This window comes from Leptospira abararensis, assembly GCF_016918735.1.
GTDB classification, from domain to species: Bacteria; Spirochaetota; Leptospiria; order Leptospirales; family Leptospiraceae; genus Leptospira_A; species Leptospira_A abararensis.
This window is the reverse complement of the sequence record NZ_JAFFPR010000027.1, coordinates 214782-227966: the sequence shown is the minus strand read 5'-3', so window position 1 is coordinate 227966 and position 13185 is coordinate 214782. Positions and strand designations below refer to the sequence as shown.

General features: G+C 38.4%; 10 protein-coding genes. 7 read left to right on the top strand and 3 right to left on the bottom strand.

Translation table 11 applies throughout. The features are described 5' to 3' along the window. Positions 1–82 precede the first annotated feature (82 nt). The 4 genes from JWG40_RS09305 to JWG40_RS09290 are packed head-to-tail and all read left to right on the top strand — an operon-like array spanning position 83 to position 5945. A complete protein-coding gene (locus tag JWG40_RS09305) occupies positions 83–2185 on the top strand; it encodes a (Fe-S)-binding protein (protein ID WP_002982586.1) in 2103 nt (700 codons plus the stop codon). A gap of 23 nt (positions 2186–2208) precedes the next feature. Beyond that, positions 2209–3102, top strand: coding sequence for a FecR family protein (locus JWG40_RS09300; protein WP_205285518.1), 894 nt, complete (start codon positions 2209–2211; stop codon positions 3100–3102). Beyond that, the gene (locus JWG40_RS09295; RefSeq protein WP_205285517.1) at positions 3099–4028 is read left to right on the top strand and encodes an LBF_2017 N-terminal domain-containing protein; all 930 of its coding nucleotides are present in this window, start codon (positions 3099–3101) and stop codon (positions 4026–4028) included. Before JWG40_RS09300 ends, JWG40_RS09295 begins: the two co-directional genes overlap by 4 nt. A 3-nt stretch (positions 4029–4031) precedes the next feature. Beyond that, positions 4032–5945, top strand: a complete 1914-nt coding sequence (locus tag JWG40_RS09290; protein ID WP_205285516.1) for a PP2C family protein-serine/threonine phosphatase — start codon at positions 4032–4034, stop codon at positions 5943–5945. On the opposite strand, the gene JWG40_RS09285 is transcribed toward JWG40_RS09290, so the two are convergent. Then, positions 5946–7535, bottom strand: a complete 1590-nt coding sequence (locus JWG40_RS09285) for a peptide chain release factor 3 (protein ID WP_205285515.1) — start codon at positions 7533–7535, stop codon at positions 5946–5948. It abuts the gene before it with no gap. 128 nt (positions 7536–7663) lie between these two features. On the opposite strand from JWG40_RS09285, the gene JWG40_RS09280 reads away from it, so the two are divergent. Both JWG40_RS09280 and JWG40_RS09275 read left to right on the top strand, forming a co-directional pair. Beyond that, complete coding sequence (locus JWG40_RS09280) at positions 7664–9697, top strand: 6-bladed beta-propeller (protein ID WP_205285514.1); 2034 nt, start codon at positions 7664–7666, stop codon at positions 9695–9697. After that, entirely contained in the window at positions 9678–11714 is a 2037-nt protein-coding gene (locus JWG40_RS09275; protein ID WP_205285513.1) for a tetratricopeptide repeat protein, read from the top strand. Before JWG40_RS09280 ends, JWG40_RS09275 begins: the two co-directional genes overlap by 20 nt. Here JWG40_RS09275 and JWG40_RS09270 read toward each other — a convergent pair. After that, positions 11671–12231 (bottom strand): hypothetical protein, encoded by a 561-nt coding sequence (locus JWG40_RS09270; RefSeq protein WP_205285512.1) that lies wholly within the window; start codon positions 12229–12231, stop codon positions 11671–11673. The two genes, JWG40_RS09275 and JWG40_RS09270, sit on opposite strands and share 44 nt — an antisense overlap. Positions 12232–12257: 26 nt before the next feature. Between JWG40_RS09270 and JWG40_RS09265 the strand changes: the two genes are divergently transcribed. Beyond that, the gene (locus JWG40_RS09265; RefSeq protein ID WP_205285511.1) at positions 12258–12734 is read left to right on the top strand and encodes an SRPBCC family protein; all 477 of its coding nucleotides are present in this window, start codon (positions 12258–12260) and stop codon (positions 12732–12734) included. Here JWG40_RS09265 and JWG40_RS09260 read toward each other — a convergent pair. Continuing rightward, positions 12711–13166 (bottom strand): methylglyoxal synthase, encoded by a 456-nt coding sequence (locus tag JWG40_RS09260; RefSeq protein ID WP_002974225.1) that lies wholly within the window; start codon positions 13164–13166, stop codon positions 12711–12713. The genes JWG40_RS09265 and JWG40_RS09260 overlap by 24 nt on opposite strands. Between the last annotated feature and the right edge of the window lie 19 nt (positions 13167–13185).

Below are 13185 nucleotides of genomic sequence, written 5' to 3'. Positions count from 1 at the left end.
TGTAAAAACCGAATTTTCCTGGACATTCATTTTTCTATACAAATCCTAGGAAATACCAAACACCTTAAGGGCATAAACATAAATGGATATCGGAAGAATCATCTTTCACCTATTATTCACAGCTTTTTTCGTCGTGGCAAACGTTGTGTTTGTCCGCGCCATCCTTTATAGGCTCGGATTGATCTTTAATGGTCGTCCTGCATTCTTCAATGAGGATGCAAAAAAGAACCTAAATATCGGATTCCGCTTAAAGAGCTTTCTGATCAACGTCGTCCTCCAAAAGAAAAATTTCAGGGAACCTGTGCGCGGAATCATGCACGCCTTTGTATTCTACGGATTCCTAGTCTATACCATCCATACAACAAGCCAAATGGTTGCCGGTATTTTTGGTTATGTCATGGACGACCCTTACAAGTTTGCACTTCCCAATTTCCTCTTTGGCGAAGCAGCGAATCATATTTACGAACAAGCAGTCAATTATGTATCCATCCTAGTTTTAACCGGTCTCGGTTTTTTCGCTTGGAGACGTTGGATTAAAAAAGCAAAAGGTTTGGATGTTCACTCTCCCGCTTCTGCTATTGTCATCAGTATGATTGCAACACTTATGGTCACCACCTTACTTGGAAATGGTGCAAAGACAGTTGCGGCTACATACTTCACTCATGCGGGACTAATTGATGGAGCCATTGGAAAACTTTGGGAATCCATCGGTGTTGCCAATTCCAATGCGGACATTGTGTTCCAAATTATGTGGTGGGGCCATATCCTTACTGTGTTCTCGTTTATGTTGTATGTTCCTACATCAAAACACGCGCACTTAATTTTTGCTCCTTTTAACTATTTCTTGGCAACAGACACTCCTAAAGGCCAACTTTCCAAACTCAACTTAGATGATGAAAATGCAGTTTGGGGATCCAACCGTGTGGAAGATTTCCCTTGGCCAAACCTACTTGACGGTATGTCTTGTATTGAATGTGGTCGTTGCCAAGTGGAATGCCCAGCAAACAGAACAGGAAAAGTTCTAAACCCAAAAGCCATCATTGTAGAACTCAAACACCAAATGTTAGAGAAAATGCCAGAAGTGGCAGCGGCACGTGCTGGAAAAACTCCTGAAGAAGGTGCAGAAGCAGTAGCTGCCCTAGAAACTGGAGTGATCAACTCACACGAAGGTTTAAGTGAAGAAGCACTATGGGGATGTACTACTTGTTATGCGTGCGTAGAAGCATGCCCAGTGGGAAACAACCAAGTGAATGCCATCATTGAAATGCGCCGTCACTTAGTTCTTGCAGAATCCAAAATGAGTCCAGAACTTCAAAAAGCCTTCACAAACATGGAAAACAATTCGAATCCATGGGGTGTAGGAGCTCATACAAGAGCAGACTGGGCACAAGGTTTGAATGTAAAAGTTCTTTCCGAAGCCGAAGACAAAAACGTAGACGTACTCTATTGGGTAGGTTGTGCGGGGGCTTTTGATGAAAGAAACAAAAAGATCTCTCGTGACTTTGTTAAAATCATGCAAAAAGCAGATGTAAACTTTGGTATTCTTGGAACAGAAGAAGGATGTTCGGGAGATTCTGCACGTCGCGGTGGTAACGAATACCTCTACCAAACCTTAGCACAAACCAACGTAGACACAATCAATGGTTACGGAATCAAAAAAATCGTAACTGCTTGTCCACACTGCTACAACACAATCAAAAACGAATACCCTCAGTTTGGCGGAAACTTTGAAGTCATCCACCACTCCGAATACATCAACCAACTTTCTAAAGATGGTAAAATTGATGTAAAGGTAGCTGACGATGCGAACACCGGAAAATACACTTACCACGACTCTTGTTACATCGGTCGTTATAACAACAATTACGATAACCCTCGTGATGTGGTGAAAAAAGTATCCGGTGGAAAAATCGAAGAAGCGGTCGATCATCACTCCAAGGGACTTTGTTGTGGTGCGGGTGGTGCGCAGTACTGGATGGAAGAACACGTGGATGAATCCAATCCAGAAAGTATGCGTGTGAATAGCAAACGTACAGGACAACTCTTGGATACGGGTGCAACAACCATCGCTACTGCTTGCCCATTCTGTATCACGATGATTACAGATGGTGTGAAAGCCGCAGAGAAAATTGATTCCGTAAAAGTAAAAGATATTGCGGAACTTGTAGCCGAGAATATCGACTAACAAGATTTGAGTTTGAGGAAAAAATGAAGTTTCAGAATTTCCTCAAACTGATTTCTCTATGTCCATTGAAAAGGTGGGAGGAAACTTCCACCTTTCCCGTTTTAATCCAAACTCTTCTCAGTCAAAAAATCCGATTCGCATTTATTATCTTCTATTTTTTCCTTTCCCCCATTCATTCTGAATCAAAACAACAGAGGATCCAACCACCCGAAGGTGATGGGATTACCATCATTGTGGAAAAAGGACAGACCTTAAGTATCATCTCCAAAACTTATTTGGATGACCCAAGAAAATGGAAGGAACTCCTGAAATCCAACCAAATAGACAATCCTAATCTCATTATCCCTGGAATGAAATTGTGGATTCCTAAAAGTTTAGGGAAAAAACCGTTAGCAGACATCCAACGATATACAGGAAAAACGGAAGTTCTCAAAGTTTCTCAAAAACAATCTGACTGGGCAAGTGCCAATGTCGGTGAAGGCCTATATACAAAAGATGAAGTGCGAACCTTCAAGGAATCAGAAGCACAATTCCTTTTACTTTCTGGATCAAGGTTTGAAATCACAGAAAATAGTCATATCATTATGGAAAAAGGAAAATCGGATTCCGAACCGGATGAACTATTTCTCCGTAAAGGTAGAATTCGCTCCATCATCCAGAAAAAACCATCGTCTAACCAACGTATGTTTCTTCTTCGGACAGATGCGGCTGTCTCCGAAGTGAAGGGTACTGACTTCATTACAGAAGTGGATGGATCTGGAAACACAACTCTTAGTTGTTATGAAGGTTTGGTTGCTGTTAGTGCCCAAAATGTAACAGTGAATGTTGCCTCCGGATTTGCAACTTTTGTGGAAAAAGGAAAACCGCCTTTAAAACCCTTTGCCCTACCAGATCCACCAAAGCCAAGAGAAGAATGAAAACTTCATTTAAGATTTTCACTTATATACTTTTTTTAAGTGGGATTACTTTCCCTATCTTTTCAGATTCAAAAACAATTCAATTGATTCTAGAGCCAGAACGGGAGGATATCATCCAATATGAATTTGAATTATGGAAGGGAACTTCCTTTGATCTAGAAATTCCTTTTCGAGTGGTATCGAACCCTGGAAATATTCAACTTTATATTCCGAATGGATACGAATACTTCCGAATCCGCGCCGTTGCTAAACGCCAAGTGCGTGGGTTTTGGACTGAATTATTCGAAGTAAATTCCTTTGGGAAAAACAAACCAAAAGAAACCGCTAAAGTTGTATCTCAAAAACCCATAAAAACGGATGTGCTAATCCCCCTCCCCACAAAGGACGGAACCAATCACTTTTTTCTAACAGAAAGTAAAATCCAAGTAAAACCAGTAACCAAACAATCAGTAAAAACATCGGTTCGCTATCGTTTGAATGGAGGTTCTTGGAAATTGACTGAAATTCCAGAATTTTTCTTTTCCAAGGATGGAGAATACCGCTTGGAATTCCAAGTGACCAATGAACTCGGAGTTTCCGATTCGATGCAAGTTTGGGAATTCAGTGTAGACAACACCCCACCTAACACGGAACTTGTTTGGGATCCGCAAACACATAAAAACAAAGGACAAATTTACATATCCGCAAATACAAATCTCAAACTCCAATCATTTGACTTAGGATCAGGAGTGGATGTGATTCGTTTCCGAAGCTCATGTGGGACAAGTTCAAAGTCTGAATGGTTTCTTTGGGAAAAAAATTCTTGGAATGAGTTATTAAAATCTTGTGTAAAGGATTTGGAAATAGAAATCTCAGCAAGTGATCGCTTAGGAAATGAAGAAATTCCCAAAAAAATTCGCATCAAACAAACAAATCAGGAGAACTAACTCGTGTCTTATGTTCGTTGGTTTCGAGAATTGTATGGAAATTTTTTATTTGTAATCCAAACCAAGTCCTTTCTTAAGTTATTTCTCTCAATTGTCACATTTCTCATTGTTCCCTATATCCTTTTAGTTGCATCTATGATTCAATCGCAGTACAGGGAAGCACTGGACTGGAACCAAAGATTCCAATTGATTCGAATCCAACTGCTTGCCATTGATTTAGAGAACCAAATCAGAGAAACAATCAATTCGGAGCTTCTGGAAAAAAAAACAGTCGGTTCTATTTCTCTCTCAGACTTGGAGAGAGTGAGTAAAAACTGTAATTCGTTAAAACATCACCCAGGAGAGATACCTGAACTAATTCTCGTCAGTTGCAAACTAGATTCAGAAGAAAAATCTTATCTTTTCGTTTTCGATGGCAAACAGATATCTATCCATTCTGCAAAATTTTTGGAAGATTCGCTACTAGACTCTCCTTTTAGTGACCCCAACGAAGGACTTTTTGTTTTAAACAATGATGGCAAATTTGGAATTTCCGGATTCATTGAGGATGATTTTTTAGTCTCCGATTTTTGGAAAACAGATGTTAAGTTCTCTCTGCAAATCCGATCTAACTTACCAAACCTTCGTGAGACAAAAAAAGAAGACATGGATTATTTTGTGGTCAGTTTTCCCATGTATGGACTTCCCCTTCACCTATTCATTGTCAGTCCCAAGGATCTGGTTCTTATTCCAATAAAAGATTCGTTAAAGAAGAATGTTCTCATCTTATTTTCAATATTCATTTTATCTTTTCTTTTTTCTATAGTGATTACTCTCAGAGAAATCGAATCTAAACAAAAATTAAGACTTCTTTTACAAGAGTTTCCCCATGCAGCTATCCTATTTGATCCCAAAGGGAAAATACTATTAGAAAATGTCGAGGTCGAACCAAAACTATTAGTAACAGAACTATATCGTGACCAACTTTCGATTAAAGAATGGATTGAAAAGGAAGTCAGTTCTTTCTTAAAATCAGTTTCCAAGGTTCAAAATGACCAAACTAAACTTAGACGAGAAGAATCAGAATTCTATTCGGTGGATGGTTCCGTTTATCTAATTGAAATCACTTACCAACTTTGGTATTTAGAGCAGAAATACCGATATGCCAGTGGGGCACTGGTTCTTATACAAAATGTAACCAAAAAACGCCAAGAATTTGAAAAGGAAATGGAATATGCCAAGGATTTGCAAAAAAAATATCTTCCTAATAGAATTATTATCTTACCGCACTTAGACTATGAAGTATTGTACAAACCGCTTATCCAAGTAGGTGGGGATTATTATGACTATATTGATTTAGGAAACAATCGTTCCATTTTTGCAATAGGTGATGTGATTGGGCATGGTGTGAAGGCTGCCATGATGATGACTGTACTTCGTGTTTTGTTTCATCAAATTGTAAAAACAGAATCCGATCCCAAAAGAATCCTTAGTGGAATGAATGAAGGAGTATCCACTAATTTTCCAGATCCCTATGCATTTGTACCTTTTATGTTTTTGTTATTTGATTTTAATCAAATGACAGTTCAATACGGAAACGCTGGACATCCAGGGATGTTATTTCAAGCTCCTGGAGGGATGGTTTGTTTAGAAAAATTCAATCCAATGTTTGGAATGATTCATAATAAAGATCCAAAGATTTTAGAATTTCCAATAGAGAAAGGAGACAGATTTTTTCTTTTTACTGACGGATTAAAAGATGTAGAAGATTCAAATAAAGAAAAATTATGGGAAAAGGAATTGATACAGTTTTTTACATCAATGGGTTCAAACCATATGTCACTCATCAAACAAAAGTTAGAACTAAAAATTAACTCCTATAGCGATGGAATTCCTCTTTTAGACGATATTACCTGGATCGGGATTGAAGTGATCTAATCAATCTTCCAAAGGAGGATTATCTAAAAGTTCAATTCCTTCATTGTTCTTATGAAAATAGTTCATATCCCATTCAGTATCGAAAAGAAGAGCCATATTTCCAAATAAATCCTCCACCAAATTAGCATTTGATGGAATTTTGGACCGGTCTTCTTTTTTCACCCAACGAGAGATTCCATAAGGAAGGATATGAATGGAAGTTTCGGCTCCATATTCATCCTTTAGGCGACGTTGGAATACTTCAAACTGGAGTTTTCCCATAGCACCAATGATGGGCACACCACCGCCAATTGTTCGTGAAGTGAAAAGGTGGAGAATCCCTTCTTCTGCTAATTGATCCAAACCCTTTTTAAAAGATTTTAATTGTAAAGTATCCTTACAAGAAATGGTGGCAAAAAGTTCCGGTGCAAAACTAGGTAGAGGACGTAAAGGTGGAGTATTCCCCGTAGACAAAACGTCTCCAATTTTATAAGTTCCAGGATTTACAAGTCCAATGATATCTCCCGGATAGGCAGTATCTACCGTGTTTCTGTCTTGGCCAAAAAAAGCAAAACTGGAAGAAAGTTTAACCGGTTTGTCTAACCGGTTATGATTTACGTTTAATCCACGCTCAAAGACACCGGAACAAATCCGAAGAAAAGCAATCCGGTCTCGATGCGCTTTATTCATGTTAGCTTGCACTTTGAAAACAAAAGCACTAAAAGGTGCATTGATGGGATCTAAATAATTCCCATCACGGAGAGGAATGTGATCAGGGCCAGGAGCTAATTCCAAAAATTTATTCAAAAAAAGTTCGATCCCGAAGTTATTTACCGCCGAACCAAAATAAACCGGTGTTTCCTTGCCTAGTAGAAACATATTTTTGTCTACTTTCCCAATTCCATTTTCGACTAGATCAATTTGTTCGCGGAAAGCAGTTACAATTTCTGCATCAAATTGTTCATCAAGACTCGGATCATTGGGACCGGCCATACGAAAGACAGCCTTTTGTTTTCCACCGGGTGTGCGATCAAACAAATACAATTGTTGGTCCCGAAGGTCATAAACTCCTTTAAAATCAAAACCCGTTCCAAGCGGCCATACATCTGGAACCGCTTTGATTCCTAGAACCTTTTCGATTTCATCCAAAAGCGCATACAGATCCTTAGTCGGTCTGTCCATTTTATTGATAAAAGTAATGATGGGAATTCCGCGATCCCGACAAACGCGGAAAAGTTTGATGGTTTGGGGTTCGACCCCTTTTCCGGCATCAAGAACCATCACGGCAGTGTCTGCTGCCATCAGGGTTCGGTAAGTGTCCTCAGAGAAGTCTTCGTGGCCTGGAGTGTCTAGAAGATTTAAGATGCTATTTTTGTATTCAAACTGGAGGGCAGCGGAGGTAATCGAAATCCCTCTCTCCTTTTCCATTGCCATCCAATCAGAGGTTGCCGACTTCCCTTCTTTTTTTGCTTTCACCGCTCCTGCGAGTTGGATGGCACCACCATAAAGAAGCAGCTTTTCAGTGAGAGTGGTTTTTCCCGCATCGGGGTGGGCAATGATGGCAAAGGTCTTTCGCCGACGGACTTCACGTTCTATAAGTTCAGGAGACATAACTTCATTTCCATACTGTCTAAATTTAAGATTCTGTCGAGAATAAAGAGAAAACCACATTCCGAATCCTAAGGAAGGGGTTGACTTACAGATTATGTCCCATTAGATTGGGGTTGGAGGGAGTGTCTTTGAGAAAGTTACTATCGTTTTTCTTTCTATTGGTGAGCACACAAATTTTCCCTCTGGACTTTCCCAACTTTTCCTTGGGGGAAGAGAATGCCAAGGAAGAATTCAAACGAGGTCTTACCTATAAAAATTTAAGAGAATATTCAGCGGCAAAAGAACGATTTCAGAAAGCCGTAAATTTAAAAAAAGACTTCCATTTAGCACGTTTAGAACTTGCGAATAATTACTATCTGTTAGGCGAATGGGAAGAGGCTTTAGATGAATTAGAAATTCTTGCCTCGAAAGCAAAAAACGATCTTTTAATCATTAATAAAATTGAAGCTCTTCGTTTGGCCATTGCTGGTGGCGTCACCGATAAAGAAAAAATCTATTTTAAAACCATTGAAGGAGATTCCATTCGCGGTTACCGGTTTCGTAATCCAGTGGACATTACCTTTGATGAAGATGGGAACTTCTATGTTGCAGGGTTTGACACTTCCAATATCATTAAATTCAATGCAGCAGGATCTCCCCTTTCCAACTGGCGTGGGGGTATTACAAGAAAACTCGATCGCCCAGTCTCCTTAGCTTATTACAATCAAAAAATCTATGTCGCGGATTTTGCCAGGGATGAAGTATTAATCTTTGATTTATCTGGAGGTTACCTATCTTCCCTGGGTGGACCAGGAAAAGGTCAAGGACAGTTTCGCGGTCCCTCTTCTCTTTTTATTGATCCCAGTGGAAATCTTTTTGTAGCTGATTCCGGAAATGCTAGGATTCAGAAATTCAATTCCAGCGGAAAATTTATTTTAGAGTTTCAAGGTTCGGGAAATTCTAAATTAGGTAATCCTTCGGGGATCACCATTCATGATGGTAAAATTTATGTTGTGGATAAAGAAAATCTTCGGGTAGTTATTTTTGACGGTGATGGAAATACAATAAACACAATCGAAAAACCTGAATGGAAAAAACCAAGAAACATTCGAATCTTAGACAACCAGATATTTTTAACAGACGAACTCACTGGAATCTGGACCTACTCTTTGTTACATGGTGAATGGACACAGCTAAATAAATTTCGAGATAAAAAGGGTGTATATCGTGTTTTATTTCGTCCTTTTGCAACGAATATGGACTTCACTGGAAGTTTGTATTTTGTAGATTTTGGAAAACATAGAATCGATATATTTTCTCAAAAAAACCACCTACTTTCCAACTTAGATTTAAAAATTGAATCCATTGATACTTCTGGATTTCCGGACATTCATATTTATACTCGAGTTCGCAACCGGGCCGGGAAAGAAATCGTGGGAATCGACCGTTTGAGTTTTCGAATTTTTGAAAATGATAATATGACACCCCTCTTTAGTTTAGCGAACAAAAATAAACTAAACGATAAACTAAGTATTGCGATGGTTTATGAAAATAGCGAGAGTTTGAAAAAGGGAAAACTTTCACTTGAAGATGGTCTTTTTCCTTTCTTTCGTTCCCTCCGAGATACAGATAAAATTGCCTTGTACAGGGCTGGGAAGGATAGTAACTTAATCCTTGCGGAAACAGTTTCCTTACGCGATATACTCGCAAAAATTAGGGATGGTATTCCAGAAGAAAAATACAATTTTGGTAAAGCGAGCATAGCCGCCTTACAGAAATTATCTTTAGAAACCGGGCCCAAGGCCCTCGTCTATTTAGTTTCTGGCGAAAGTAGAGAAGATAGTTTTTTACAATACCAAAAATCTAGGATCGTTTCTTTTGCCAAAGCCCATTCCATTCCTATCTATATTTTGACTGTAAATCCAAACCCTTCGTTGGAAGATTCTTGGTCCGATATGACTGGGCCAACCAACGGTCGGTATATCGTTCTTGATGGAGAAGGAGAAGAAAGGGATTTATATAAAAAACTAAAATCTCATATAGACTATCGCTACATACTCTCTTACAAAACAGATACAAATCCAGAACTAATCAATCGCTACATCAAACTAGCAATCGGAGTGGAACACAGAGGAGTAAAGGGTCGAGATGAAGGAGGATACTTTGTTCCAGAACCTCGTTAAGTTTACTTTTTTATTTTTGTTGCTAACAGGACTTTTTGTATCGGATCCTCTTTTAAAGGCACAGACTTCCACTTTAGAAGACATTGCTGAAGGGAAAAGGCTCCAGTCAGAAAACAATTGCCGTAAGGCGATTCAATTGTATCAGTCTGCCTTACAAAAAAACCGGAATTCAATCGATGCGAAATTAGGAGTAGCAGATTGTAGCTTTCGCTTAGGTGCCTACAGGGAGAGTAAAAAATTCTATTTAGAAATTTTAGAGAGAGAACCAAAACATATCTTCGCAGTTTCTGGTTTATCAGAAATTTATCTTTTAGATTCGGATTTTTCCGCCATTTCGAAGTTAATTGATCCTTTACTTGTCGAATTCCCAAATAATTCGGCACTCCGAATTACAGAAGCCAAGTCACTGCAGAAACAGGGAAAATTGGATTCTGCAATTTACAAACTTAAAACATTGGCAACTCGGTTGGATGAACCTTCTGATTTATTGAGAATGTTAGCCGAACTATATTTTACCAAACAAAATTATACGGATTCCTATAATGCGATCGATTCCTATTCAAAAAAAGAGCCTAATGATCCAGAAGGATTTGCATTCAAAGCAAAAGTCTTATTATACCAAAACTATTTTTACCCAGAACAACTCCGAGTTGCACTTAGTTCAGTAGAAGAAGCACTCCAAAATTCTTTAAATCTTGATCCCAAAGGGGAACAGGCTCGTTTTTATTCCGTTTACCATGATATTATTTTATCCAATTTTGGATCAAACAGAGAGATTAAGAAAAAAGCCTTTCGGACGATTTATGAACTCGCCAGAGAGTTTCCTGATAACCAACTTTATCATAGTTTGGAAGCCAATTTGGCTTGGGAACTTGGGGAAACTAAATTTGCCACTTACCACTACCGAAGGGCATTGCAATTAGATGATCTAGATGAAATTTTGCGTTTTGAGGCAGAACAGTATTCAATCAGCCAAGAGAAAGAAGAGTCAAAATTAAGAAGAGAACTCGGTGATTATAGACGAGACCGGTTTTATTCCGAAAAACATTCCCTATACCATAAAAGTTCCATTTTTCACCTCAAAAGAGCTAAAGACCTTAGCCCACAAACACCCGTAATTCGGAAAGAATTATTAGAGTTTTACAATCAAACTGGAGAAGGAGTAAAATACACCAACCTTTTACTTCGCTTGCGTGAGGAAGATCCGAATTCCTTTAAACTCCAAAACAAACTCGAGTTTTCGATTAAGAATATAAAAGAATCATTGGAGTTTCGCGAAGGATACATCCAAATTGATCCAAACGCAATTCAGGAAAATGTGATTCGATATAGCCCGGAAGTTTTTGTTTTTGATATGGAGTCCAGTTTAGCCTTTCCTTACCATTTACAAGCAGGACGATTGTTATCGGAAGCACTACGTTATAATTTGAAACAGATGCAATCAGTTCGGGTTGTGGAGGGTGACGAGTTTCAATACATTAGAGGACTTCTGAAAGAAACCAGTTATCATCCGTTTTCACAAACAATACCTTTTACCATAGACAACTTGCACTTGTTAGATACAAAGAGAAAAAACGCATCAAAAATTCGATATATAGTACATGGCAAATATAAAATGAAAGATGGTGATATCCGGCTGGATGTTTCTGTGTATGACAGAACTAGTTTGAGAGACATTGCCACATGGTCTACTAACCAACGAGGTCGCGATAGCCTTCCTACAGTCATTCATCGAATCGCTGAACAGATCAAGGTTTTACTCCCCAAAGAAGGAAAAATCTTGAAAGTCAAAAAAGATGAAGTGATTGTTTCTCTTGGAAAAGATGATGGATTACTAAAAAATTCAAAATTAGAATTCCAAAGAAAGGGGAAACCCTTGTTTCAAGGGGAAATCATTGAACTTGGAAAATCCATCTCTTCTGTGAAACCAAATGTCCGCGGATGGGAAAAGGAACTGGCAACCGGAGATGACGTCATCCTTCCCATGGACTCTCGTATAGAGAAGAAAGATAAATAAGGAGCTCCTCCGAAATTCTTTCTTCTTTTTCTTTTGTAAGATTTGGAATTTCTAATTGGCAAATATTTCCTTCTAGATAAATAGAAATCACATCTTCTCTTTGAAGACAATGGGATAATACTGGACGCAAACTAAAGAACTCTTTTGCTTCTAAATAAATGGGTTCCTTTGTAAATCTATAGTTAGAAATGACTTTATGAATTTCAGGTCGTGGTGTTTTTTTCCATTCTAAATCGATATTGGGGTAAAAATAGAATTTTCCTAAATCGAACTTAAGTTCTCCCAAAGATAGGAGGACTTCGTCAGTTTCATTCATCCAGCGAATCAAACCAGAATCGGAATCCATTTTATCACTAAATCCAACCAATACGGAGCGAACACCACTCTCATTGCGTTGCAAGGTTAGAATCAAAACCTGAGGTTTCCCTAGTTTTTCTGATTCCGCATCAATTCTTTCTTTAGTATCTTGGGAAATAGTTAACTTCTGTTTCTTTTTTTTAAAGGGAAACCACATCATTTGGAACTTATTGCCTTCTAATCATTATGAATACATTCATTTATAGATCCAGTTTTCCCATCGAAAAGGAAATCTTGTTTCAGTTCCATGAGGATCCCATTGGTTTTCAGACTTTAGTTGGAGAAACTAAAGGAATCGAAATCTTGAAATCTCCGAAGTCATTACAAGTAGGCGAAGAAGTGGTTTTAAAGATTTCCATTTTACCTTTCTGGAAACAAACCTGGATTGCGAAACATATCGCCTATAGTAAAAATAACTTCTTCCAAGATAACCAAGAAAAAGGTCCTTTTCGTAAGTTCCAACACACTCATAGATTTTTGGATAGTCCAGAGGGAAATACCTCCAGTATTCTTTCTGATGAAATTCAGCTAGATTTCTATCTATGGCCTATTTCACGTTTTTTTCTATTCCCTATCCTTTATTTTATGTTTCGGAAACGACACTGGCTTACAGCAAAACACTTTGGGGTGAAAGCAAAATTAATTTTTTGCCGGTATTCTTGAGCCATAATCAATCAATTGGCGATTATATTCCGTTTGCATTAAAGGAGATGAGATTAAAAAATCAGCACTAGAACGATTACAGGCCATTGGAATATTATACAATACTGCAATTCGGAGTAATGCCTTTACATCGGGATCATGTGGCTGGGCAGAAAGTGGATCCCAGAAAAAAACCATAAAATCAATTCCATCCTCAACGATTTTGGATCCAATCTGCTGGTCTCCCCCGAGAGGGCCTGAGATGAACCGAAACACTGGAAGACCTATTTGTTCATGAATCAATTTTCCTGTGGTTCCTGTGGCAGATAGGTGGTGTTTGCTTAAGGTGCCTTTATTGTATTTTACCCAATCTAATAGATCTTCTTTTCTATTATCATGTGCAATGAGAACGATCTTTTTCGTGATCTCCATTTTTCTTTGAATTAGTACCATAGAATGATAGTTCTTGCCA

Excerpts from the sequence above, each read along its gene's own strand:
- JWG40_RS09305 (WP_002982586.1), top strand. The coding sequence starts at position 83 with ATGGATATCGGAAGAATCATCTTTCACCTATTATTCACAGCTTTTTTC.
- JWG40_RS09270 (WP_205285512.1), bottom strand. The coding sequence starts at position 12,231 with ATGATGTGGTTTCCCTTTAAAAAAAAGAAACAGAAGTTAACTATTTCC.
- JWG40_RS09300 (WP_205285518.1), top strand. The coding sequence starts at position 2,209 with ATGAAGTTTCAGAATTTCCTCAAACTGATTTCTCTATGTCCATTGAAA.
- JWG40_RS09295 (WP_205285517.1), top strand. The coding sequence starts at position 3,099 with ATGAAAACTTCATTTAAGATTTTCACTTATATACTTTTTTTAAGTGGG.
- JWG40_RS09285 (WP_205285515.1), bottom strand. The coding sequence starts at position 7,535 with ATGTCTCCTGAACTTATAGAACGTGAAGTCCGTCGGCGAAAGACCTTT.
- JWG40_RS09260 (WP_002974225.1), bottom strand. The coding sequence starts at position 13,166 with ATGGTACTAATTCAAAGAAAAATGGAGATCACGAAAAAGATCGTTCTC.
- JWG40_RS09265 (WP_205285511.1), top strand. The coding sequence starts at position 12,258 with ATGAATACATTCATTTATAGATCCAGTTTTCCCATCGAAAAGGAAATC.